Annotated in this window: 22 protein-coding genes; 13 read left to right on the forward strand and 9 right to left on the reverse strand. The window is 61.3% G+C overall.

All coding sequences use genetic code 11. The annotated features are described in order from the left end of the window. A partial coding sequence (gene tnpA, locus BM125_RS19835) for an IS66 family insertion sequence element accessory protein TnpA (RefSeq protein WP_217647854.1) occupies positions 1–304 on the reverse strand: 304 nt, incomplete at its 3' end. A 17-nt stretch (positions 305–321) separates the two neighbouring features. Between tnpA and BM125_RS10745 the strand changes: the two genes are divergently transcribed. Beyond that, entirely contained in the window at positions 322–1470 is a 1149-nt protein-coding gene (locus BM125_RS10745) for a glucosyltransferase domain-containing protein (protein WP_092407802.1), read from the forward strand. On the opposite strand, the gene BM125_RS10750 is transcribed toward BM125_RS10745, so the two are convergent. The 6 genes from BM125_RS10750 to BM125_RS10775 form a co-directional block, all read right to left on the reverse strand. Then, positions 1458–2357 (reverse strand): glycosyltransferase family 2 protein, encoded by a 900-nt coding sequence (locus BM125_RS10750; protein WP_092407804.1) that lies wholly within the window; start codon positions 2355–2357, stop codon positions 1458–1460. The two genes, BM125_RS10745 and BM125_RS10750, sit on opposite strands and share 13 nt — an antisense overlap. Positions 2358–2595: 238 nt before the next feature. Then, positions 2596–3660, reverse strand: coding sequence for an EpsG family protein (locus tag BM125_RS10755; protein ID WP_092407806.1), 1065 nt, complete (start codon positions 3658–3660; stop codon positions 2596–2598). A 15-nt stretch (positions 3661–3675) separates the two neighbouring features. Then, a complete protein-coding gene (locus tag BM125_RS10760; protein WP_092407808.1) occupies positions 3676–4638 on the reverse strand; it encodes a glycosyltransferase family 4 protein in 963 nt (320 codons plus the stop codon). Between the two features lie 53 nt (positions 4639–4691). Continuing rightward, complete coding sequence (locus BM125_RS10765; RefSeq protein ID WP_092407810.1) at positions 4692–5798, reverse strand: glycosyltransferase family 4 protein; 1107 nt, start codon at positions 5796–5798, stop codon at positions 4692–4694. Continuing rightward, complete coding sequence (locus BM125_RS10770) at positions 5795–6799, reverse strand: glycosyltransferase (protein ID WP_092407812.1); 1005 nt, start codon at positions 6797–6799, stop codon at positions 5795–5797. The genes BM125_RS10765 and BM125_RS10770 overlap by 4 nt, the downstream gene beginning before the upstream one ends. Then, positions 6799–7599 (reverse strand): glycosyltransferase domain-containing protein, encoded by an 801-nt coding sequence (locus tag BM125_RS10775; RefSeq protein WP_092407814.1) that lies wholly within the window; start codon positions 7597–7599, stop codon positions 6799–6801. The genes BM125_RS10770 and BM125_RS10775 overlap by 1 nt, the downstream gene beginning before the upstream one ends. Positions 7600–7976: 377 nt before the next feature. Between BM125_RS10775 and BM125_RS19840 the strand changes: the two genes are divergently transcribed. Continuing rightward, a complete protein-coding gene (locus BM125_RS19840) occupies positions 7977–8279 on the forward strand; it encodes a hypothetical protein (RefSeq protein WP_139224960.1) in 303 nt (100 codons plus the stop codon). Between the two features lie 194 nt (positions 8280–8473). On the opposite strand, the gene BM125_RS19845 is transcribed toward BM125_RS19840, so the two are convergent. Beyond that, positions 8474–9625: a glycosyltransferase family protein gene (locus BM125_RS19845; RefSeq protein ID WP_139224961.1), complete on the reverse strand. Its 1152-nt coding sequence runs from the start codon at positions 9623–9625 to the stop codon at positions 8474–8476. Further along, positions 9622–11451 carry an ABC transporter ATP-binding protein gene (locus BM125_RS10785; protein ID WP_175498022.1) on the reverse strand — a complete coding sequence of 610 codons (1830 nt, stop codon included), beginning with the start codon at positions 11449–11451 and terminating at the stop codon, positions 9622–9624. The genes BM125_RS19845 and BM125_RS10785 overlap by 4 nt, the downstream gene beginning before the upstream one ends. Before the next feature lie 207 nt (positions 11452–11658). Between BM125_RS10785 and BM125_RS20220 the strand changes: the two genes are divergently transcribed. The 11 genes from BM125_RS20220 (at position 11659) to BM125_RS10835 (ending at position 23124) form a co-directional block, all read left to right on the forward strand. Continuing rightward, positions 11659–11826: a hypothetical protein gene (locus tag BM125_RS20220; protein ID WP_175498023.1), complete on the forward strand. Its 168-nt coding sequence runs from the start codon at positions 11659–11661 to the stop codon at positions 11824–11826. 153 nt (positions 11827–11979) lie between these two features. After that, the gene (locus BM125_RS10790; RefSeq protein WP_175498024.1) at positions 11980–12447 is read left to right on the forward strand and encodes a helix-turn-helix domain-containing protein; all 468 of its coding nucleotides are present in this window, start codon (positions 11980–11982) and stop codon (positions 12445–12447) included. Beyond that, on the forward strand, positions 12440–13165 hold the full coding sequence (locus tag BM125_RS10795) for a nucleotidyl transferase AbiEii/AbiGii toxin family protein (RefSeq protein ID WP_092407822.1): 726 nt from the start codon (positions 12440–12442) through the stop codon (positions 13163–13165). The genes BM125_RS10790 and BM125_RS10795 overlap by 8 nt, the downstream gene beginning before the upstream one ends. Beyond that, entirely contained in the window at positions 13162–14298 is a 1137-nt protein-coding gene (locus tag BM125_RS10800) for a glycosyltransferase family 4 protein (RefSeq protein ID WP_092407824.1), read from the forward strand. The genes BM125_RS10795 and BM125_RS10800 overlap by 4 nt, the downstream gene beginning before the upstream one ends. Next, the gene (locus BM125_RS10805) at positions 14295–14708 is read left to right on the forward strand and encodes a VanZ family protein (RefSeq protein WP_092407826.1); all 414 of its coding nucleotides are present in this window, start codon (positions 14295–14297) and stop codon (positions 14706–14708) included. Before BM125_RS10800 ends, BM125_RS10805 begins: the two co-directional genes overlap by 4 nt. Before the next feature lie 700 nt (positions 14709–15408). Further along, entirely contained in the window at positions 15409–16206 is a 798-nt protein-coding gene (locus BM125_RS10810; protein WP_175498025.1) for a tyrosine-protein phosphatase, read from the forward strand. A 26-nt stretch (positions 16207–16232) separates the two neighbouring features. Then, positions 16233–16937, forward strand: coding sequence for a polysaccharide biosynthesis/export family protein (locus BM125_RS10815; RefSeq protein ID WP_175498026.1), 705 nt, complete (start codon positions 16233–16235; stop codon positions 16935–16937). A 35-nt stretch (positions 16938–16972) separates the two neighbouring features. Continuing rightward, a complete protein-coding gene (locus BM125_RS10820) occupies positions 16973–19300 on the forward strand; it encodes a GumC family protein (RefSeq protein WP_092407830.1) in 2328 nt (775 codons plus the stop codon). Then, the gene (locus tag BM125_RS10825) at positions 19297–20889 is read left to right on the forward strand and encodes a DnaJ domain-containing protein (protein ID WP_092407832.1); all 1593 of its coding nucleotides are present in this window, start codon (positions 19297–19299) and stop codon (positions 20887–20889) included. The genes BM125_RS10820 and BM125_RS10825 overlap by 4 nt, the downstream gene beginning before the upstream one ends. Then, on the forward strand, positions 20886–22109 hold the full coding sequence (locus BM125_RS10830) for a tetratricopeptide repeat protein (protein ID WP_092407834.1): 1224 nt from the start codon (positions 20886–20888) through the stop codon (positions 22107–22109). Before BM125_RS10825 ends, BM125_RS10830 begins: the two co-directional genes overlap by 4 nt. Positions 22110–22644: 535 nt before the next feature. Then, positions 22645–23124, forward strand: a complete 480-nt coding sequence (locus BM125_RS10835; RefSeq protein WP_092407836.1) for a hypothetical protein — start codon at positions 22645–22647, stop codon at positions 23122–23124. Positions 23125–23303 lie beyond the last annotated feature (179 nt).

The raw sequence follows: 23303 nt of genomic DNA on the forward strand, positions 1-23303 counted from the left end.
GCCAGCGTGCCGCCGCCATACCGACGGGCACCTGTACCTGCAAGCCATTGGGCAAGTGCACCTCGATTGCCTCAATGACCGACTCCGGTTCGCCAACCAGGATGGGCACGACCGCGGGCGACGACGGCATCATTGGCTGCCTCCTCAGGATGCGCCGCCAATAGCCAAAACTTGGCAAACTCAAGGCGTGCCGACGGCAATACGCCGCCTGAGTCAGGCCACCGCTCTTCCATGCCGCCATGTGGCTCGACCAAAACTCCGAATTGCTGACCATCGCTGCGCTCCATTGAATACGGGCGCGCATCGAAGCAAATCGGAGCGATGACTTACAGGTGTCGTAGGCAGGCGCTTACCAAACAAGGGGCGAATCTCGGCAAGGTCGCCACAACTCGGCCTGAGCCGATTGAATGGGACTCCGAAGAGACGGCCCCGGAAAGCATTCGCCTGTTCGAGCGACACCCAGCCGAGGAACCGATCGCATTCGAATACTATCGGGCGCAATTCGGACTGCAGCAAATCGTCTATTCCTATCTGAGCCGGACGCTCGGTTTGACGACGTTGGCACAACTGCAGACGATTCCGGCGATCCTGACAGCCCTCGTTCTCGCTGGCCTGTTTTTCACCTACCTGCAGCTCTACAACCGGCTGTTTGCAGTTCTCTTCCTGTTGTCACTGGCCTGCGCGCCGTACTTCCTGAGCATGGCAAGGAATCTGTACTGGAATCCCTACTTGATGCTGGCGCCAGCGCTGGCCGCAGCTTTCCTCTACCAGGCCAGGACGCGGACCGGGCAGGGGCTGCTTCTGGGTTTGATCGGCCTATTGATGATGCTCAAATGCCTTTCCAGCTACGAGTACCTGACCTCGGTCACCCTGTTGGCATGCTCCGTACTTCTCGTGGCGCCGATGTTCGGCGACCCCGAAGCGAGACCTAGATGGAAGCTGGCGGCGGCCGTATTCGCTGTTTGCGTTGTCGGCTTCGTCGCCGCCTTTCTGATTCACGCCTCGGTCCGCGGCGATACGTTACTGGCCGGTATCAGGAACATCTACGTCGAAGACATTGCGCGGCGGACGTTTGGGGACCCGAACTCATTCGCCGGAGAAACGGGGGAGTCCCTGCGGGCCTCTGTCTGGGATGTCCTGAAGATCTACTTCTTTGAGTATCCCGGTAGACGCACCATGATCGTTCCCGGCAAGGTGTTTCTCGGTCTGTTTGCGCTGTCGATAGCGGGGATAGGTTACAAATTCTTGACTCGGCATCCGCTGGCTCGTCGCGACGCCTACACGTTTGTTGTGTTCCTCTTGGTGCCGTTGTCCTGGTTCATCTTGGCCAAGGGCCACTCTTTCACGCAGACGCACATCAACTTCGTGCTTTGGTACGTCGGGTTCATGCCGGCCCTCCTGTTTGTAGCATGGAGCGCAGTTGCAAGTGGACTGGCTGCGATCATGAACCGGCGGAATCAGGCGTTCTGATGTCGGGCGTCGCGCAAACGACGCCTCAGGTCGCCCGCTCGATTGCGTATGAACCGGTAGGGAAAACCCAGCCAAGCCGAAGCGGGTAGTCCGGGCAGTTTGCACGTTGCCGGATACCGCTCCGACATGCGCTTGGCCCATTCGGACTGAATTGCATACTGGGTCGGATTCATGAGAGCAGGCCTAAGTGCTGTCGCCATCATGATCTGGATCCGCTTCCGTTTGAGGGATAGTTCGTTGTCGCCATCCTTCTGTCGGTGATGGACAATTTCGGCCTCGCGATTGTACTGATAGGCGTAGCCAAAGTGCTCCGCTCTTGCAAAGAACTCCTGGCCAATGAATCCGTAGATTTTCAATCGCTCACTGAACAGGCCCAGATCGACTAGATCGCGCTTATACGCGCAGATATTGCACTCGGTAATAGCCGCCTTGGGCCACTCCCGACGAATACGGCTGAAAGCAAGCGGCTCACAATCCGGTAAACGATCGAGCTCACGCATCTTCTCGACTTGCCTGGAATCCAATGTGGATGCAGGAGTCCTCGGCCCGCCGGTGATAGTCCGCGAACGGACGGATCGTTTCAGCGCAGCAACATAGCCGGGACACGGAAAGCAATCATCGTCGAGGATGGCTATAGCTTCATTGTCGGCCTCAAGTATGCCCATGTTCCGAGCCATGGCCAGGCCATAGGATTCGCAATGGGTGTTGACCCACTTGAGCGAATAGGAGGTCTCGATGCCCTGCAACATCTGCTCGGTGTTGTCTGTGGATCCATCCACGGCCACCACAACCTGAAAGTTCTGGTCGCTTTGGGCGTTAAGTCGTTCCAGCAGGACCTTAAGAACTGTCACCCGGTTGTAAGTCGTGATGACAATGGTCAATGACATGGTTGAAAGAACTCTGTGGTGGTCGCAGCTGCAGTATCTACGAATATGACTAAACCCGCGATAGTATGACGCTTATGCCAGTTGACGTATGCTTCAACAAGTTGCGCAAGGTCGATTCTGGGCGTCGCGGACAATCCTGAGACAGCAATCAATTTCCAGTGTCCCGTGGTGAATGCGGTTGCTAGCACATGGTCAACTAATCGATACGGTAAGAGTTCTGTCTCGAACCTCGATGTGGCTATTCAAGAATGATGTTTCTATAGGGCAACCAAGCATACACATTGCTCGCGAAGTTCAGCCACACGAACAGGACCAATGCACAGTAGAAAAGGACCAGGGTGACCCAAAGCTTTTTCTGGCGGCCCCCAAGTACACCAGGTAGGTAGGAATAGACGACCAATTGAAGAGGGAGCAGATAGAGTCCAAGGCGATCGAGCGCAGCCGAGCTCCCTGGCGAAACGAAATACGCTCCCATCAGCAGCAGCGATAGATAGGATATCCAACGCCACAAGCTTGTCGATTCAGGCGACATGTGGAAACTGCGGTTCAATAGCAAGAACAACACAGCCGCGAGAGAATTCATGCCCAGGCGAATGAATGCGCCTTGAGATTCATACCCGCGCTCAAAGTACTGCGTGTACAAATAGGACGCTTCTCGCTCCAGAAAGGCGAGGTAGGCAATGACTCCGATTACACCGATCCAGAAGGCTATCCAAACCCGCTTCCTTGTCGCAGTCAGCGCGGCAATGGGCAGTAGCAACATAGCCGAACGATGAAATAGCGTTGCAGTGACCACCCAGCCGGCAAATCGAGGCGCTGCCTTTCTCTCCAGGGCCAACAAGCCGAGCATGGAAAACCCCAATGCCATGCCTTGGCGTGAATAGCCCATTGCCACCACGATCACGAGATACGGAACGGCCACTGCCGATGCCAGCCATGGCTTGGGCAATCGACGACAGAATGCGATCAAGCCCGCCGAGAATATCAAGGCGGCGACCGTGTTCACGCCATAGATTTCCCACCCTAGCGAAAGGCTCAGAGCATTGAGCAACTTGTAGCCGGGATCGCTCTGCATGACCAAAGACGACCAACTCTCACCACGCGCTTCTTCCAGATGGCCGAGGTAGTTGTACCAATCGCCGCCCACTTGGTATCGCAGACCAATAATTACGACCAACACAATTCCGAATACGATCCAGGGCGGCGTCAGTTTGACGGGATATCTCGGGTCTTTCGGTCCGCGGTCGCGACCTAGCAGCGCTGCTATCGCCGGAAACATGAACAAAAACCAATAGGTCAGCATGGTTGGCCTGTATCGTTATGGGCCGACAAGCCGAAGGCATTCGGCTATCACGGCTTCTCGGTAGATGGGTCTGCCGTGCCAGTAATGAACAGCTTTGCGACGCAATTCTGCGTAGGCCGCTGGCTCGTCCAGCAAGCGCAAGATGGATGTCGCGGTCCGCTCATCGGAGTCGACAATGACTGCGTTCTCGTTGTCCAGGCAATACCGTCCTATTTCGCCTACTGGCGTAACCACAGGAACAAGCCCCAGCTGCATGCCTTCGACCACCGACATTGCCATTCCTTCGTATGCACTGGTTTGCAGATAGAAAAAATGGTCAGTGGCAAGCTCACGGATGCCCTCAAAACTCATTTCGCCCATAAATCGGACTGCAGCGGTCAAGCCCAATTCGCTGCAAAGTGCCTGAAGGGATGACTTTTCGCCGGCGTCAGGGCCAATTATCGTGAATCGGCCGCTGGGGCGAGCTTGCCAGATGCGATGAAATAGCCGGATGGCCCGTTCCAGATTCTTCTGGGGAGCCAACCGCCCCCAAAATATGAATTGCGGTGTCGGCGGAACCATTGTGTCCACAGCGCGCGCCGGGGCGATTCGACGAGTCATAAACGGAATAATGGTCACCTGTCGACGAAGCGTATTCCGAAAGCGCAGCTCCACCGAAGCTTCCGAATCGGCCCAGACCGCGCTACTCAGAGCCATGGCCCAGCGGGTGAACAGGTAGTCAAGCCAGTGGGCGTCGACGGAGTTGTGGATCAGCACTACCAGTTTGATTCGGGAGCGGAACGTCCGGACCAGAATGCCGACGATGCACGAGCGCCAAAGCGAGACGATAAGAAGATCGGGTTTGCTTTTGAGAATTGCGCGAACTGCGGCGAGGAATGCCAGCGGGTTCCACGTACGCAACCGTTGTCGACTGGTTCGCACGGATGGGAACAGGAAGCGGACCTGGAAGTCGAGAGGGCCGCTTTCGCTGTCGGCCATTGACCGGGCCGCAGATTCGGCACCGCCAATGCCATCGTAAGGCAAGAGATGGATTACCCGGCGCACAGGCGTCCCAGAATGCACTGATACTTCTCAAACATCGCGAGCTGGCCATACTCTGAAACCGCCAATGCCCGTGCTCGTGTGCGCAGTCCTGAAGCCAGGTCAGGGTCATCAATGAGTTGCCTTATGGCTCTGGCAAAAGCCTCGGGTGTCTGAGCGACCGGCAGACCGACACCGCCACCAGAACCAAGCAAATTGTCGATGCCAGCGACGTCGGAGCCCACGACAGGCAAACCCATCGCCAGGGCCTGGATCATAGAGGTGCTCAGAGTCTCCCCTGACGAGGCATGCGCGTATATATCGAGGCCCCTGAACCATTCCTGCAGCGCGGCTTCGCCGAGATAACCCACGAACGACACCACCTCATCAAGCTGCAGCGCGCTGACGCGCGTGCGCAAATCTTGCAGGGTTTCCCCCACGCCGGCCAGGCTCAGCTGCCAGGCATCATTCCCGTCTTCGGCGCACAGAATCGCCATTGCATCGATCAGCAGGTCCTGTCGCTTGATCTCGGTCATGCGAGAAGCCATCCCGACTACACGCCTGGAGTTGAGTGATCCCACGGATCCACTTGGACTATAGACATCTGTGTCGATGCCATTCGAGATCACATGTACCTTGCTCTCGCGCCAGTGGCCACCCAGTCCCCGTTGCAGTTGAGCCCGGTACTCGGGTGTCAATACCACCACAGAGTCCGCGTACCGCATCAACAATCGCGAGATCCACCATTCACTGGCGCGTTTAAGTGCATTGGCCTGATGCTCAATCGCCAGAATGGGAATCCCGTGTCGATGAGCGTACAGCGCACAGGGCAGAATTGCCTTTACGCTGTGCAGAACAATCGCATCCGGGCGAGAGCGTTCAAGCGCGCGATAGAGCGCTGGCCAGGCTAGCCAGGCGCGACGAGGCTTGGTCCCGACATGCTGGAAGGTGATTCCGTTCGCAGTACACATGGCTCGGTATTCCGGGAGGACCGGTTCGACACCAAAAAAGATCAGGCTCGGCGCCCATGCATTTGCTGCCCGGGATGCTGCGGCGAGCGAAAAGGCCACGCTGCCATGTCCACCCAAGCCGGAATAGAGGATTTGAGTGACCATCATAGCGTTGAGGCAATCTCTCGAGTCGCGCTGATCAGCATATCCTTGATGACGCTTGGAACTTTGCCGGAGGTCGCATAACCCCCATCGCGCCACAACGCCGAGATCTCTGGAAAACGCCGATAGCGCGGCAGCGTGCGAATCGCGCACCGTCTCGCCAGATGTCGAGCTCGAGCCTCAGTACTGGCGAGGGTGCAAGTGGCATGTTCTCTCCCCACCAGCTTTATGAATTCCTCCTGCCGTTCGGACATTCGCTGGGAAGCTGTGGCCAGGAAATTCTGCTCGTCGGCCAGCCCGCCCGAGTGAGTGGCCTTGCGAACGAGTCCTTGCGCGCGCTCAATTAGCCCTTGGATAAAATTTGGTTGCTCAAGTCGATTGACGAAAAAATCGGATGCATTGTCACCATGTCGACGATACAGCTGGAGGCAATCATCCAGCCGTGACGTCTGGTGCAGCAAGTCAGCAGTTTGCACAAGCCAATTGTCATGTGCTCGCTGACTCGTTGGGATTGGCAGTAGGCAGGTCAAAAGACTTCGGCGGAATGCCGCGCAGCATCCCATGACCATCGCCTCGTCCGGCAAGCCAGCAGCTCGAATCTGGCCCCGCTTGGTAGTACCTGTGGGTACAAGCTCGCGGTCGGCCAACAATGCATCATTGATGAAGCAGGAGCTGTCAGGATTCCGCAGAGCCTCCTGCTCCAAAACTGCGATCTTCTCAGGCAGCCAGACATCATCCTGGTCGCTCAGCAAGACCAGGTCGCCTGTGCACAGCGACAGGGCTCGGTTGAAATTCTGGGCCACGCCTAGGCGCTGGTCGTTGATCTCAAGCCGAACCGGAAAAGGGCATGTAAGCGCGAAGGCGCGAACTATGTCGGGCGTGGCGTCGGTGGACAGGTCATCGGCCACGACCAACTCATCTGGTTGCCGAGTTTGGCTAAGAAGGCTCTCTAGCTGCGCAGGGAGGAAAGCTGCACCGTTGAAAGTCGCCATGGCGATGGAAACCATCACCGAATCTGCCCCTTCCGCGCCCGAAAATACCGTTGTATGCGCCACTTTGCGTGCCACGCCGCTAGAAGACCCAGATAAAAGCGGCTGTCGTAGGAACGCGCGCGCGTATGCGCATAGCGTGCCGAGACATCCAGAGCAGCAAAATGCGGGTAAACGCCGAAATAAGGGTTCTCATCACGAAAGCTTCCGGGGTTCCAGTGGTGAGGCAAGCCTGTCTTCCACAACACATACGGGAGACTGATCTGGTCGCGCGTGCCATAGCGACTATACAAGTTCCACCACAACTCCATCGCCGAGTCCAATTCGGGATGGGCGTGATTCTTGAGCAGCACCGTAGCCTCCACTAGACCTTGTCGGTCTGGAAAGCCTTCCGACAAGTAAGTGTTTAGTTCCTCTTCGATACGGCGCGCATCATCGACCTTGCCCATCTTGATGCAGGTCGCAACTTCGGACCTCACGCAATCTCTCTTCGAATGACGATAGAGTCCCACTGCCGTACCCGTCTGAAGAAACTTCGATAAGAGCCGGGAGCTGGGCCCGAGAATGCGAACGTTTCCGTCAACATAAATGCCAGCATCGTAGCCGGTCAAAATTCGATGACCAAGCATCTTATAGAAGCGATTTGCGATACGCGCGCTTGAAAATTGGCTGTTATCTACCAAATGCGGGCGCCAACCGCGCACATTCAAAGCGGGGTCATCAGTTATTGCGACATAGTCGATAGACGGATCCATCTCGACGGGTGGATAGATCCGGTCGTATCCGCCAAAAACACAGGTATAAACCAGCAGCTGCACTCTAGTGGTTTCCGGTAACTGTGCTGAGCGGCCTCGCCACGGCGAATTTCTCCAGCACGAAAGGAATGGCCGCTGGGACGTTCGAGGGGAAAGATGAAAATCGGAGAGCCATCGCCTTCGGTTGCGTTCTCACCCAGTGTAGGTGCATTCCGCCGTGCATTGAAGTCATTGAGCCGTGAAGAATCAGGCGAGTGGTTTGGACGCCACCCCGATTACGTTGGCCACAAAGATCGTTGTCTTCCGCGATTCTGGAGTGATGTGCCCAAGAGATCGCTATCTTGAATTGATATCTAACGTTCGGGTATTCAGCGCGCCTAAAAAACGCATGTTCCCTGAAGCCGTAACGCTTTAGGCGTGCGCCAAGCAGGAGCAATCCAATGAAGTCCTTTCCCTGCATATGTTTGCTGCTCTCAATCGGAAAGGGCTTTGGCCAGTCCCTACGCAACGGCGAAATGGGCGGAGGCGTAGGTCGAAGAAGGCGCGCAAGTTCGCGCTTTTCCCATACCATTCGCGCCTTCCACTTGCTGGCTGCATGGCGCGGATCTCCGGTGACCAAGCCCGCAGCTGCTTTTATGATTCGTCACAAAAAAGACACAGAAAAATGCTTCTTCGTCAAGCATGCAGCCGTCAAACCGGTTGAGAAAATCATGTCCCCGTTGCGTGCTCTCCCCAGTGCATGACCCGAAAGGTTTATATGAATCCGCCGGAGCCCGAATCACGGAGCCAACCTGCGCAGTACGTCCTCTAGGTTGTCGGTGGGGCCATCGAAGGCCACGATGACCTCGAAGGCCTTGTTAGTTTGCAGTCATTGCCTGTCCAGCGGTAGCGCTACCCTGCGCGCTCGGTTGCAAGTTGTAGGCAACCATACGCTGGCTCATGTCTCAGCAATCTGGGGCTGGCAAATATAATCGCATATAGGTTGCATCTTGTTTTGCCAAGTGAGGTTGCGCTCGGCATAAGTGCGCATATCTGTTCCGAATTTCGGGTTATCGCTAACCAGTTTTTCATAAAAGCGCTGTACTGCAGCGATATCAAGCGGCTCCTCGGAGGCTGGAGCGTGGAATACAAATGGCAGGTTGCCTGCAAAGTCTGGATCCTTGAATCCAAGCACGAATGGCAAGCCGCGCGCACAGTACTCACGAGCCTTGATAGTCGACGAGTCCATCATTACTCGATGTATTCCAAGGCTTGAAATCCCAATATGCGTAAGCGCAACGATGCCCTCAAGCTCCTGTCCGCTTTGAGGCCCCCAGAACCTTACGAATTTCTCTACGCCCTCAGCTGCCGCCAACTCTTGGAGGCTCATGCTTTCCGCACCACTCCCGACTACATCGAAGAAAACGTGGTGCTTGCCACCATTCTCGTAGTACCGGGAAAGACCGGTAATGACGCGATCATATCCATGCCACCTGGACAGGTTTGCCAAGCCGAGAAGGCGCAATCCAGCGCTCCGATCGCGATTAGCGCTGAGAGGCCAGCGCGCTGGATCGACACCATTGTCGGTTCGAATTGTCGGAACGCGGAAAATGCTTGTCTGATGAGAGAACGTAACAATTCTGTCCACCAATCGCCAAAGCATTCCTCGAAATAGGCGGTCTACAGTTTGCTTGGCTTTCTCGCGAAGGGTCTGAGATTCATTGTCGTACGGAAAGCTCGGAATTTCGATCAAAATCTTGATGCTTGGATCTGAGCGCCTCACACGCCAAAGCATCCAAAGCATTAGCGGCGAGCAACCTTGGTAGCGGAGATAGATGTATTCCACCACTCCTAGCAAGCGTGGAACCGCTAGATAGAAAAAAAGATAATATGTTAGGCGTCGGCGGAGCGCGCCGTAGCCAAAATGCTTGGCGACTTGCTCGTCCAGCAATATGGAGGCGCCAACTGGGTAAATCAGTCGTACAGGTCCGCCCAGCTCCTTTGCAAGTGCAACTCTCTGTCCTCGGATCTTCTCCGCTACGCCCTTCAGGTGCGGCTGGCTCAGATCCAGACGCGCTACGTAGGCACCTCTAATTGGTCGATCACTCATGTATGCGGTGCGATTTGTAGGGAGTCAAAGACTGCTTGCCTTTCAGTGAGCAGCAACTGATAACTCGTAGTCTGTTGGATTCGGCCCTTAGCAAGATGTACGATTCGGTCGCAGTTTCTCAGCGTCGTCAATCGGTGCGCGATCATAATCATGGTCATGTCGCCCGCCATTTCGCCCAGTCCGCTCATGACCCGGTCCTCGGTGGCGTCATCGAGTGCGCTGGTCGCTTCGTCCAGCACGAGGACATCGACGCCCTTGTACAGGGCCCGGGCGATACCAATTCGCTGCCGCTGCCCGCCCGACAGACGCACGCCGCGTTCGCCTACCGGAGTCTGGTAGCCCTCGGCCAGTGAACACACGTGGTCGTGAATCTGCGCAATTCGGGATACCGCTTCGAGCCGGGCTTGATCGATCTTGTTTGGCGGAGTGCCGAAAGCAATGTTCTCGGCCACGCTGGCATCGCTCAGGAAGATCGATTGCGGCACGTGGGCGATATGCTTTTGCCAGGCGGCCGCATTGGCTGGCGTTACCTTGACGCCATCGACGCTGAAGTGGCCCGATGTCGGCGACAGCAGTCCCATCAGCAGATCCACGAGCGTGCTCTTGCCGCTGCCGGTCACGCCGACGATGCCGATCTTCTCGCCGCGGCGTATGCGCAGGTTGATATCGTGCAGAACCGGGGTTGGCGCGGTGGTCGCCTCGTATTGGAAGACCACCTGCTGCATGCAGATCTCGTTTCGGAATGGAATGGCGTCGAGATCCGGCTGCGGCAGCGGCTCGTATTCGAGCAGGTCGAGCACGTCATTCACCGAGGCCTGTCCGCTGAGCGCGGCGCTCCAGCCGGCATAGACCTGCTGGAACAGCGGCATCAGCTTTGCCGCGCCGACGGCGAGGATGCCGAGCGTCGGCAGGATGGTGTTGAAGTCGCGCCCGGTGCCGCTGAAGTAAACGGCGAATCCAACGAGCAACAACATGCCGATCGCTTCGATGGCCACCCGTGGGAACGTGCTGGTGAACTGGCTGCTGGCCTGGGCGCGGCGAAGGCGCTGTTCGATGCGCGAGAAGCGGCGCGAATAGATTGGCTGGGCGCGGTCGAGGATCACATCGCGGATACCGCCAAGGCCTTCCTGGATGGCCTGGATACGCTGGTCGTTGGTCAGGGCGATGGCACTGCCGTTCTCGCGAAGGCGCTTGCGTACGCGCGCCGCAATCAGGAAATAACAGGCGCCAAAAGTGAAGGCGCCGGCGAGTGCTACGCCCGGGTTGATGGCCACGAGCAGCAGCACGATGGCCATGGCCACCACCAACGCGGTCGCTCCGGTCAGCAAGGGCTGCACGTAGCTGACGATCAGTTTCTGGACCTTGTTGATCGAGCCGATGATGACACTGGTGTTGTGGCTGACATGGAAACTGTAGGGGCGCTGCAAGGTGCGGGCATAGAGGCTTTCCCCGATCTCGGCGCCGAGACCGTTGGCGTAGCGGATGCTCGCCGAGAGCATCAGCAGGCGGGCCGCGGCGGCCAGCACAACCAGTCCTGCGAATACCGCGCTGACGGCCAGCGGCAACTGCGCCAATGTCAGCCCGGTCGCAGCCATCAACCGGCCCACGATCCGCATCTTCGCGGTCGCCTCGGGGTTGGCCAGGACAGAGATGAAAGGCAACACCGCGCCGATCGAGAGCAATTCGGCTATGGCGCCGAGCAGCATGAGGCCCAGCAGCAGGACGAGCTGACGTTTACGGCGCGGCGAGAGCTGGCGCAGGAACCGGCCCAGGCTGGCGCGCAGTTCGCCCGAGGTTCGAGTGCTGGATTCCTTGCCTGTCAACATGCGCCTTGACGATTCCCCTGGAACGCGATGGTACGATCTGCGCCGGTTTCGAGGCGACTTTGCCACTGTACCAAACCGCTGTGCGGGCATGGTCCGTGCGGCACGCGGTCCCCGTCAGGCAGCGGGTTGGGCCGCCCGGTGTCGGTCGAGCGGGCCAAGTCGCGCGGCGACGCACAGAGGTGAACTCCACCGGATCTGGAATGCAACGTGGTCAGGATCGTCCTCTTCGCCAATACCGAGTGGTACCTCTACAACTTCCGGCGTTTGCTGGCGCTGGCCTTGGATCAGGCCGTGCCTTGCCGCGAAACAATGGCGTCGCCAACACTCATGCCGGAATGGCGAGCTTGCGCGGATGGCATGCCCAATCCTGCGTGACCGCGAGGCGGATTTGGCAGGGCGGACGCGCCTCCCGGCATATCCGAAATGTGTTTCCTATTATTGACATTGTCGGTGTAATGTCTAACATAAGAAACACTTTTCGACTGAATTGCCAGCGTGCGCCCAATGGCGAAGCAACCGTCCCACCCCATGCTCGAGGCGCAGGCAAAGCGCTTCGGAACTGCACTGCGCGCTCGCCGCAAGCAGTTGGGTATCAACATGACGGCAGCCTCGGAAGCCGCAGGCATTTCCCGCGTGACCTGGCACCGGTTGGAGAAAGGCGAGACGACCGTCGCCTGGGGCTCTGTGCTGGCGGCAGCTGCCGTGCTGGACATGGCGTTCGTGATCGGCGACGACGGCACTGCCGAGGTGGAAACCCCTCGCTCGCCGGACCCGAATGCCTGGGTTCCGCTTCAGATCCGCTTGGCCGAGTACGCTGGGTTACGAGGACTGGCCTGGCAACTCCGGGAAGGACTTGAATGGCTCAGCCCTCGCGAGGCCTGGGAGATCTACGAGCGCAACGGACGGCACCTTGATACCGCCCAACTCTCGACGCACGAGCAAGCCCTGATCACATCGTTGCGTCGACTGTTCGATCGCACGGCGGATCATGTTTGATCGTCCGCACCATCAGCGAATCGCCAGCGTGCTGTCGAGCCTGGATGGCGAGCTACTGCGAACCTTCCAGTGTTGGTTCGGAGGGGGTACCGCGATTGCACTGATGTTCGGGGAGTACAGGGAATCGGTTGATATCGACTTCCTGGTGTCCGACGCGGCCGGTTACCGCGAATTGCGTCAGCGTCTTCGTGGCGCGCGGGATCTGTCGGCGCTCACCCGGGCCGATGTCCGACCGATAGATTGCGAGCGCGATATGCGCGCCGATCAATATGGCATACGCACCGTGCTTGATGTGCAAGGAACGCCGATCAAGTTCGAAATCGTGCGTGAAGCCCGCATCGCGTTCGAGGCGTCGCGACGCACGCAACGGGTATGTGGCATTTCGACGTTGTCGCGCCAGGATCTTGCCGCCTGCAAATTACTGGCAAACGCCGATCGCTGGCGTGACGACAGTGTCTTCGCGCGCGATGTCATCGACCTGGCCATGCTGGATTTGCCGCCGCGAGCGCTGAGGCCGGCCCTGGTCAAGGCCATCGCTTCGTACGGCGTGAGTGTTGTCGCCGACTTGCAATTGGCGTTGGCGTCATTGCGTGAACGACCGGAGCGGCTGCATCGGTGCCTACAGGCGCTTTCCATCACGCTGCCTGCCGCCGCCCTGCAGCAGAAACTGAGGTCGCTGGCGCGCCGCGTTGCGTCCGCGGCGGAGGGGATGGTTTGAAGATCGTCCTCTTCGCCAATACCGAGTGGTACCTCTACAACTTCCGCCGATCGCTGGCGCTGGCCTTGCGCGATGCCGGTTACGAGGTGCTGCTGATTTCGCCGCCGGGGCCGTATGGCGAGAAGTTGCGCGCGCTGGGGCTCCGCTGGGTGCCGGTGCCGATGGTTCGGCGCAGCCTCAACCCGCTGCGTGAGCTGCACCTGCTGTGGCACCTGTGGCGGTTGTTCCGGCGCGAGCGGCCGGCCCTCGTGCATGGTTTTACGATCAAGTGCGCGGTGTATGGCTCGCTGGCTGCGCGTATGGCCGGGGTGCCGGCGCGGATCAATGCCGTCGCCGGCATGGGTTATGTGTTCAGCAGCGCGGATCTGAAGGCGCGCCTCTTGCGACCGCTGGTGCGTGCGCTGTTGCGGCTGACCCTGGGCGGCGCGAATGCGCGCCTGATCCTGCAGAACCCCGATGATGTTGCCCTGTTCGAACAGGCGGGTCTGGTGGACGGGGCGAATGTGCGCCTGATCGCCGGTTCCGGGGTTGATTGCATGCGGTTCAAGGCGCGTCCGGCAGCGCGCGAATCGAACGGGCCGCCGAAGGTACTGCTGGCCTCGCGCCTGCTCTGGGACAAGGGCATTGCCGAGTTTGTCGCGGCCGCGAGGATCCTGCGCGCCGAGGGCAGGGGGGGCGCGTTCCTGCTGGCCGGTGATCCGGATCCGGGCAATCCGGCGGCCGTGCCTTTGGCCACGGTGCAGGGCTGGGTCGATGAGGGCGTGTTGCAGTGGTTGGGGCATGTCGATGACATGCCGGCCTTGTTCGCCAGTGTCGATATGGTCGTGCTGCCGAGCTATCGCGAGGGATTGCCGAAGGGGCTGATCGAGGCCGCTGCCTGCGCCTTGCCGCTGGTGACCACGGATGTGCCGGGCTGCCGTGAAGTCGTGACCGATGGGGTCGATGGCTTGCGGGTGCCGGTGCGGGATGCCGATGCGCTGGCGCGGGCGATTGCGCGGCTGATTGATGATCCGGAGCTTGCGACTCGGCTGGGTCAGGCGGCGCGTGCCAAGGCGCTTGAGCGCTTCGACGAGCGGCTTGTGGTGGCGCGCACGATTGCGGTCTATCGGGAATTGCTGGGGGCGGGGTCTTGAAGCGCTTGCGTTGGGTGGTGCTTGGCTTGAGCGTGGTCGGCCTGGTTGTGGTGGTGATGCTGACCTCGGCGGAGATGGCCGAGATCCGGCGCGGCTTTCCGTTGTTGAGCCGCTCGATGAGCAGGCTGGAGAGGGTTTGGCCGGTTGGGCCTGATCTTGAGCATGTGGTGCTGTTCGCCGGTTTGGGTTTCCTCTGGCGTGTGCTGATGCTGCGGACGCGGTGGTGGGTTCTTTTTCTGGCGCTGGTCGCGCTGGCCCTGATCACCGAGGTGATGCAGTACATGACGGTTGGGCGCACGCCGCGCTGGACTGATGCGCGCGATGACGTGGTGGGTGCCGCGCTGGGCATGCTGCTGGCTGTGCCGGTCGTTGTGTTGTTGCGGCGGGTGCGGGGCAAAGCCCGGGCTTGATGGGTGTGTTCCGAGGGCGTGGGGTTGCTGCTTCGCCCGTCCACCCTCACCAGCCTGTCGGCAGCCTCTCCCGCCAGCGGGAGAGGCATCTGAGTCGGACGACTTCGGGGGCTGTGGATCGGGATTGTTGGGGAACTGTCCTTCGACTTCGCTGCGCTACGCTCAGGACGAACGGAAGTGAGGAGCTCCTGTTGTTCCTTCTCCCGCTGGCGGGAGAAGGTCCCGGAGGGGGATGAGGGTGGGCTTTTGATCTTGGGAAATGGTCCTTCGACTTCGCTGCGTTACGCTCAGGACGAACGGTGGGGGTGAGGGATTCTTGCTTTTCCTTCTCCCGCTGGCGGGAGACCAAACGGCAGGATTGCCGTTTTGCGCAGCGGAGCTGCCCGCGAGGGCGAGCGCCAGGGATGGTGCGAGTTCATGTGCCCGGAGGGCGGATGAGGGTGGGCTTTTGAACTTGGGATTGCCGCTCCGCTCGGCCACCCTCACCAGCCTGTCGGCAGCCTCTCCCGCCGGGGGGAGAGGCATTCCAGGTTGGGGTTGGTGGGAAATTGTCCTTCGACTTCGCTGCGCTACGCTCAGGACGAACGGTTACGTCTCGTTGTCCGGCTTTGCTTCGCTGCGCGAACGGGGTGGTTGGGCTCGTTTCTATTTTTGGGGCGAATGAATAAGCTGATGGCGCTGTTTCATTCCGTGTGAGCTCATGATCGATCTGCATTGCCATATGCTGCCCGGCATCGATGACGGGGCCGTCGATCTCAAGATGGCCCTCGAGATGGCGCGTATTGCGGTGGCGGATGGGGTGCATACGGTGGCTTGTACGCCGCATATCTATCCGGGGTTGTACGAGAACAACGCGATGGGGATCCGTCGTGGCGTGGCCGAGCTGCAGGGGCGGCTCGATGCGCGGGGTATCAAGTTGCGTTTGCTTGCCGGTGCCGATGTGCATCTGGAGCCTGGCTTGTGCGAGTCGATCCGGCGTGGGCGAGTGCCGACCCTGGCCGGGACGCGTTATCTGTTGCTCGAGCCGCCGCACCATGTCGCGCCGCCGCGTTTCGAGGAATCGGTGTTCGAGCTGCGGGCTGCGGGCTATGTGCCGGTCATTACCCATCCCGAGCGCCTGACCTGGATCGAGCAGCATTACGAGATGTTCAAGCGCCTGGCCGAGAACGGAGTGTGGATGCAGTTGACGGCAGGCAGCGTGGCTGGCCATTTCGGCAAGCAGCCGCGCTATTGGTCGGAGCGCATGCTGGATGAAGGCCACGTGCATATCCTGGCCAGTGATGGCCATCATCCCGAACGACGGCCCCCGGTGCTCTCGGAAGGGCGCGAGGCGGCCGCGCGGCGGGTCGGTGAGCAGGAGGCCACGCACCTTGTGGTCACGCGTCCGCAGGGCATCATCGACAACCTGCCGCCGGAGAAGCTGCCGCCACCGCCGTTGCCGGCCTCGAAGGGCAAGTCGACAGGGAGTTTCTGGAAGCGCCTGATTGGGGCACAATGAAGCTCCAAGGATGCGGGTGCATGTGGATGAGTGGTTTTGTATTGCGAAGTCTGGCGGCCTGCTCACTGGCGCTGTTTCTGGCCGGGTGTGGCGGTGGGCCGGCGGTGCGCACGACGCCCTACGCCAATGCGCTGCCGCCGTCGGATACCACGACCTTGAATGGCGTCTACGAAGGCACGACCGACTACCGGGTCGGCCCGCAGGACCAGCTCGAGATCGCCGTGTTCGGCGTGCCCGACCTGACCCGAACGGTCAGGGTCAACTCGAACGGAGAGATCTCGCTGCCCCTGGTCGGTGGCATCGTGGCCGGCGGCAAGACCGTGCCGGAACTCGAACAACTGATCGCCGAGAGCCTGTCCAAGAATTACCTGCAGAATCCGCAGGTGACCGTGTTCGTCAAGGAATACGCCAGCCAGCGCATCACCCTGGAAGGTTCGTTCAAGCGGCCCGGCATCTATCCGCTGACCGGCAAGACCACGCTGCTGCAGGCCATGGCGATTGCCGGTGGTTTCGACCAGATGGCCGAGCCGAGCAAGGTGGTCGTGTTCCGCCAGGTCCAGGGCAAGAAGATGGCCGCGGCGTTCGACGTCCGCGCGATCCGGCGCGGCGATGCCGAGGATCCGCTGGTCTACGGAGACGATATCGTCGTCGTTGGCGATGCGGCCGGCAAATCGGCCTATCAGAATGTCATGAAGGCGCTGCCGTTGGTTGGGCTGTTCTTCCTGCTATAGCGCGCATCACGGACGACGAAGGAAAGTGAGTCTCCATGGCGCCTGACAAGTTTCCGATGAACGCAAACCCCAGCGGCAGCTCGCTGCCGGCAGCGAGACCCTCCGGGCGTGCGCTGCAGCAGCAGGCGTTCAGCGAATCCCGTGCAATCGTGGCGACGCCGGTGGATGGCGCCGACTCGGGCGATGACGACGGCATCGATCTGCTCGCCTACTGGCGCATGCTGGTCAAGCGGCGCTGGCTGATTGCCGGCATCGTGGCGGCGGTGGTGGCGATTGCCCTGATCAGCACCTTGCTCACGCCTCCCACGTATCGCGCCACCGTGGTCATGCAGATCGAAGCCCAGTCCATGCAGATCATGGACGTCCAGGGCATTACCCCGGTTGGCGGATACGATCGCGATTTCAACCAGACCCAGTACGAGCTGTTGAAGAGCCGCTCGCTGGCCGAGCGCGTCGTTGGCGATCTGCACCTGGCCGATACCAACGTGCTCGAACGACTCGAGCCGCCGAGCTGGACCGACCGCCTGCGCAACCTGCTTAACCCGGGTTCGCGCCTGCAGGAAGCGCCGGTTGCGCCTGAGCCGGCTGCCGCCGAAGGGGCCGGTGCGGACGCTGTGGACCCGATACAGAAGCTGCGCGTGGCGACCGCCCAGGTGCAGAGCGGCGTGACCGTCAGCCCGGTCCGCGACTCGCATCTGGTGCGGGTCAGCTTCGATAGCCTGTCCCCGGCATTTGCCGCGCGCGTGGCCAACGCGCTGGCCGACGGCTTCATCGCCTCGAGCATGGATCGCCAGTTCGGGGCTTCCTCGTATGCCAAGAAGTACCTCGAGGACCAGCTCGCCCAGCTCAAGTCTCAACTCGAGGATTCGGAGCGCGCTCTGGTCTCGTTCGCGCAGAAGGAGGACATCGTACCGGGCGCCGACGGAACCTCGCTGGTCGGCCAGAACCTGGTCAGCCTCAATGCCTCCCTGGCCGAGGCGCAGCAGCAGCGCATCCGCGCCGAGGCACGCTGGCGAGCGGCGAGCGGTGCCAGCGGCGCCACGCTGCCGGCCGAGATGTTCGTCGATTCGCCGGTGCGCATCCTGCAGCAGCAGCGCGCGACGCTGCAGGGGCAGTACCAGCAGAAGCTGCAGGTGTTCAAGCCCGACTATCCGGAAATGCTGGCGCTGAAGAGCCAGATCGACGAGGCGTCGAGGCAGATCGACGTCGAACTGAAGAACATGCGCGCCTCGGTCAAGGCCGAGTACGATTCGGCGCTGGCGCAGGAGAAGCTGCTGGTCGAGCAACTCGACAGCCTGCGCTCGCAAACGCTCGAAACGGATCGGCGCAGCATCCAGTACAACATCTTCAAGCGCGACGTCGATACCAACCGCCAGCTCTACAACGCCCTGCTGCAGCGCTACAAGGAAGTGGGCATGGCCGGCGGGGCCAAGCCGAGCAATATCTCGATCATCGACCGCGCCGAGGTGCCGAAATCGCGCTTCAAACCGAGCCTTTCGCGCAACCTGATGATCGGCCTGGCGCTGGGCCTGCTGCTCGGGGTCATGCTCGCGCTGTTGCTCGAATACATCGACGATACGCTGAAGACGCCGCAGGACATCGAGCAGCATCTGAAACTGGTGGTGCTCGGCATCATCCCGAAGCTGGCCCGGCAGACCCCGCGCGAGGCGCTCAACGATCCGCGTTCGGCGTTCTCGGAAAGCTACCGCTCGGTGCGCACGGCCCTGCAGTTCTCGACCGACCGCGGCGTGCCGAAGGTGTTGCTGATCACCAGTCCGGCCGCTACCGAGGGCAAGTCGACCTCGGCGCTGACCCTGGCCAACAACTTCGTCCAGCTCGGCAAGCGCGTGCTGCTGATCGAGGGCGACCTGCGCAACCCGTCGCTGGCCAAGGCCATGGGTCTGCCCCGCGGTCCCGGTTTGAGCAGCCTGCTGTCGGGCGCGAAATCCCTCGCGCAATCGGTGACTCATACGGACAACCAGAAGCTCGACGTGATCCTGTCCGGGCCCCTGCCGCCGAGCCCGACCGAGCTGCTGGCCGGTTCGCGCCTGGTTTCGTTGTTGCTGATCGCGGCGCAGAAGTACGACCAGATCATCATCGACGGTCCGCCCGTGCTCGGCATTGCCGATGCGCCGATCCTGGCCAATGCCGCGGTCGGAACCCTGCTGATCGTGCAGTCCGGCTCCTCGCGGATCAGCTCGGCGCAGGCCGCCATCAAGCGTCTGCGCGTGACCCACGCGCGCCTGATCGGCTGCCTGCTGACCCAGTACGACGCCAAGGCCAGCGGCTATGGCTACGAGTACGAGGGCTATTACGCCTATGGCGGCTCGACCAAGCTGCTCGAACGCAAGGCGCGTAGATGAGCACCGATGCGCTGGAACTGGCGATGGCCTTGCACCAGGCGCCGATCCAGCGCTTCGCCCTGCGCGATCGCCCGTTGCCCGAGAACATGGGGCTGGCCTTGCAGATCGCCTCGGCGACCCAGCCACAACTGGAAAATGCCGCGGCGCTGTTCTCGGAGCCGGAAGAGACCGTTCTCGAGGCGGTCCGCTTCTACCTGCACCAGGTCCTGTTCGAGCCCGGCACGGATGCGTACCGGGTCCTCGGCCTTTCCCCTGCCGCGGAAAGCAAGCAGATCCGTCAGCACTACATCCTGTTGCAGCGCTGGCTGCATCCGGACCGGCGTGGCGAGGATTGGGAGGCAGTGTTCGCGACCAAGGTCAACTGGGCCTGGCAACAACTGCGCAACCCGAAGGCGCGCGAAGCCTACGACGGCAGCCGTGGGCCGGAGTTGCCCGCAAGCGTTGAGGATTTGCCCGATGTCGGGGCCATGCCGCTGCCTGCCTGGAGCGCCGAGCCGGTTCGTCGAACCACCCGCCATTGGCTGCGAGGGATCACGATTGGCGGCTTGCTGCTGTTTTGCGCCGGCCTTTTCTATCTCGCGGTCACGCGCGATGACTATCTGGAGTCGGACGCGCAGGCCCTGCATATCAGCGAACCGGTTGCACCACCGCAAGCCACCTCGATGGGTGTCGCTGCGGGTGGCGGTGCGACCAACGCAGGCGACTCGATATTCACGGCGCGCCCGGATTCGGGGAGCACGGAGAGTGGCGAGACACGACCCTCGGACGGCGATCGTGGCGAACACCCGATCGACCGCGCAGAGACCGCCCTCGTCGAACCGGGCCCGCACACCGAATTGCCGCAGGCGACCGAAACCGATCCGGGCAATTCCAGCACACCCGCGGCATTAACCCGGCCGCCGCGCGCGGATCGGCCCGTGGCCGTGGAAGCCGATCCGGCGCAGGCAGGTCGCGTTGCCCACGCTTCCGGCGATTCATCGGCCATCGGCCAGGCGTCGGCCTATCCGCGATCGAGCCGGCGCGGCAATCAGCTTCGCGAAGGGTCGACGATGCTTGCCCACTCCGGCTCGGTTTCCTCCGCTAACGAGGAAGTCGCTGTCGTGCCGGCGAGTGATCCGGTGGATGAGGCAACGGCGCCGGCGTCGTCGCCGGAAATGGTCACGGATGCCGAGGGCGCGCGCGATGCCTTGGCCTCGACGGACGCACCGCCGGGCCCGTCCTCGGTGGCGGCCGCGCCCAGTGAGGATGCGGTCGAGCGATTCGAGATGGCGCGCGAGCGCCTGCGGAGCATGGTCAGCTACCTTCGCAGCAAGACGGCCGAGCTGCCGCAATGGAGCGACATGCCCGGTCAACTCACGGCCGAACGCGAGCGCAAGGCGCTGCACGCGCGAAATGGCCATGTGGACATCGATCGATTCGCCCTGGATCCGCCGACCTGGCGGATGTCGGATGCGGCCGTCGCGCTCGAGGCGACTTACCACGTCGATGCCGACAGGAAGGTCGCCGAAAAGGGGCGGTTCTACCTCGACATGGCCTGGCGCGACGGCGACTGGAAGATCACCCGGATGAAGATGCTGCCAACGCCATGAGACGGGTCGCCACCGGCGCGGCCTGGGCGATCGCGTTGACGCTTGCCGCCGTGGCCTGCTGGCGCATCGTTGTCACGGGCATCTCGGACCGGCTCGCATCCGATAAGCCGCAGCGGGCACTCGACTGGGATCCGGCCAATCCGGTGGCGTTGGCCGCCCTGGCCCAACAGCAACTGGATCGGAAGGAATGGGCCGCCGCGCGGGCGTCGGCCTTGCGGCTTCTGCATGCCGAGCCGCTCTCTCCGGAGGGATTCGTCATCCTGAGCAAGGTGGCTGTTGCCGAAGGCGACATGGAGCAGACCGAGACGCTTTCCAGTATCGCCCTGCGGCGCGCGCCGCACGCGCTCGGGCCGCCGGCGTGGCTGCTCGGCCAGCAACTGGAGCAGGGCGACTATGCGCAGGCGCTCGATCTGGTCGATCGCATCTGGCGCATCGCGCCGGGGATGCAGGCCAGGATCCATCCCGTGCTGATGGCGCTGGCCGAGAAGCCGGCGTTCGCCGATGCGCTGGCCGAACGATTGACCTTGAAGCCGGTATGGCGGGCCAGCCTGATCAATTCGATGATGATCAAGGGCAGCCCGGAGGCCATCGAGCATGTGTTCTCCGCGCTGCAACGACGCGATGCGCTGGATGCGGGGGAAATGGGGCAGTGGATCGACCGGCTGGCGAAGGATGGCGCGTGGGGCGAAGCGTATGCGCGCTGGGCAGGAGAATTGCCATTGTCCGAAATGAATACCTTGCGCAGCGTCTACAACGGCGGCTTCGAGAGCGAGCCCAGCGGGACAGGCTTCGATTGGCGCATCGGCAAATCCGTCGATGTCATCATCGATCGCGAGAGCCTGGCGGGGGCGGACGGATCGGCGGCGCTGCGGCTGCGCTTCCTGGGGCGCAGGACCGAACGCATTCCGCTGCACCAATGGTTGCTGCTGGCTCCCGGCGAATACCGGTTGCGCTTCCGGGCCCGCGCGCAGGACGTACGCAGCGATCGCGGCCTGCAGTGGACCGTGCGCTGCCTGGATGGTCGAACTGAGCTGGCGACGGCCGATGCCGTGAGCGGAACCTTCGACTGGACCGAACGGGCGGTCGACCTTGTGGTTCCGGAGCGTGATTGCCGGGTGCAGGATCTCGAATTGCGCAATGCCGGGTCGAAGGGTTCAGGCAAGATCGTCTTCGGCACGCTCTGGTTCGACGATATCTCTATTGATCGGATCAACCGATAAGTTCGATTCGCGAGCCACCCTGGACAATGCATGTCCGATTCCCGATGCCACTCGATCAGGAGGACCCGCAAGAGCACCCCCTCATCCCCCCTGCGAGGATTTCTCCCGCCAGCGGAAGAAGGGAAACCGCGCAAGCTCGCCCGATGAAACGCCTTGCCCGCTGGCGGGAGAGGCTGCCGACAGGCTGGCGAGGGTGGTCGGGCGAAGCGGCAATTCCACGCGTGCGATGCAAGTACATTGGGGTAAGCGCAGCACACCCCAGCGCCCCTGATAGGATCGGCGGCGCATGAGCCCCTCGACGTTGGGGTTCGCTCGCGCTCACCGCCAACTTACATTCCGCACTTACCCGGGGTTCGAGAGTCGATTCAATTCGGGGCGCTGAACCGGATTGCCTGGAGGGCTCGTCGGCTGCGGTGGCGCGACACGGGAGTTGGGGGTGGGTTGGCTGGGCTTCGGACTTCTGGGCTGAGCGTTTGCCTTGACACAGGGCGTGATCTAGACTAGCCGCGACTGGAATTGGCGCAGGAGCATTGCAATGAACCCCTTGGTGATCCGCTCGTTGGTACTGGGCATCGCCGTCATGGGCGTTTCCATGCCACTGCACGCCCAGATGATGGCGCCGGAGCCGGCTTCGTCGCCGAGCGCCGAGACGCCGGTTGCGAACACGGTCGCCGAAGTACGTACCGATGGCGGAGTCGTCATGGTCAGCAATGGCGGTCCGTTCCAGACCGCGGTTCCTGGCCAACGGGTCGACGCCAAGGCCCGTCTCATGGTGTCCAAGGAAAGCGCTGCAACGGTCATCTACGATGATGGCTGCAAGCAGACGTACGACAAGCCGGGCGTCTACCCGATCAACGAGACCTGCGTGCTGCCGCCACCGCCAGTGGCCGCCGCGGGCAGCAGCGCGGGCGCGCCGAAGTGGCTCATCGGCACCGGCGTTGCGATCGGCCTGTATGCCATCGTCGACAGCCTCAACGACAACGACAACAACGACCAGTTGCCGGTCAGCCGCTGAGCCGGCGCAGCGCTGGCACGCTGCATGCGCCGTCTGCAACCCACGAAGGCCTGGCGTGAACGCCGGGCCTCTTTCATGAGTGCGATGCGCGGCCACGTGCGGGGATTGCCGTGACTCTGGTGCGCGGCGACGCCCGCGCCGTGCGTGGGTTCGATTCAATGACGTCGGCTGCGCGAACC

Source organism: Dokdonella immobilis, from assembly GCF_900115085.1.
In the GTDB taxonomy this organism is placed as follows: Bacteria; Pseudomonadota; Gammaproteobacteria; order Xanthomonadales; family Rhodanobacteraceae; genus Dokdonella; species Dokdonella immobilis.

Bases quoted from the DNA above. Each gene is read 5' to 3' on its own strand.
- BM125_RS10765 (WP_092407810.1), bottom strand. From the start codon at position 5,798: ATGATGGTCACTCAAATCCTCTATTCCGGCTTGGGTGGACATGGCAGC.
- BM125_RS19845 (WP_139224961.1), bottom strand. From the start codon at position 9,625: ATGAGTGATCGACCAATTAGAGGTGCCTACGTAGCGCGTCTGGATCTG.
- BM125_RS10745 (WP_092407802.1), top strand. From the start codon at position 322: ATGACTTACAGGTGTCGTAGGCAGGCGCTTACCAAACAAGGGGCGAAT.
- BM125_RS10830 (WP_092407834.1), top strand. From the start codon at position 20,886: ATGAGACGGGTCGCCACCGGCGCGGCCTGGGCGATCGCGTTGACGCTT.
- BM125_RS10810 (WP_175498025.1), top strand. From the start codon at position 15,409: ATGATCGATCTGCATTGCCATATGCTGCCCGGCATCGATGACGGGGCC.
- BM125_RS19840 (WP_139224960.1), top strand. From the start codon at position 7,977: ATGAAGTCCTTTCCCTGCATATGTTTGCTGCTCTCAATCGGAAAGGGC.
- BM125_RS10825 (WP_092407832.1), top strand. From the start codon at position 19,297: ATGAGCACCGATGCGCTGGAACTGGCGATGGCCTTGCACCAGGCGCCG.
- BM125_RS10770 (WP_092407812.1), bottom strand. From the start codon at position 6,799: ATGGTTTCCATCGCCATGGCGACTTTCAACGGTGCAGCTTTCCTCCCT.
- BM125_RS10815 (WP_175498026.1), top strand. From the start codon at position 16,233: ATGAGTGGTTTTGTATTGCGAAGTCTGGCGGCCTGCTCACTGGCGCTG.
- BM125_RS10750 (WP_092407804.1), bottom strand. From the start codon at position 2,357: ATGTCATTGACCATTGTCATCACGACTTACAACCGGGTGACAGTTCTT.
- BM125_RS10820 (WP_092407830.1), top strand. From the start codon at position 16,973: ATGGCGCCTGACAAGTTTCCGATGAACGCAAACCCCAGCGGCAGCTCG.
- BM125_RS10785 (WP_175498022.1), bottom strand. From the start codon at position 11,451: ATGTTGACAGGCAAGGAATCCAGCACTCGAACCTCGGGCGAACTGCGC.
- BM125_RS10835 (WP_092407836.1), top strand. From the start codon at position 22,645: ATGAACCCCTTGGTGATCCGCTCGTTGGTACTGGGCATCGCCGTCATG.
- BM125_RS10795 (WP_092407822.1), top strand. From the start codon at position 12,440: ATGTTTGATCGTCCGCACCATCAGCGAATCGCCAGCGTGCTGTCGAGC.
- BM125_RS10790 (WP_175498024.1), top strand. From the start codon at position 11,980: ATGCTCGAGGCGCAGGCAAAGCGCTTCGGAACTGCACTGCGCGCTCGC.
- BM125_RS10760 (WP_092407808.1), bottom strand. From the start codon at position 4,638: ATGGCCGACAGCGAAAGCGGCCCTCTCGACTTCCAGGTCCGCTTCCTG.
- BM125_RS10755 (WP_092407806.1), bottom strand. From the start codon at position 3,660: ATGCTGACCTATTGGTTTTTGTTCATGTTTCCGGCGATAGCAGCGCTG.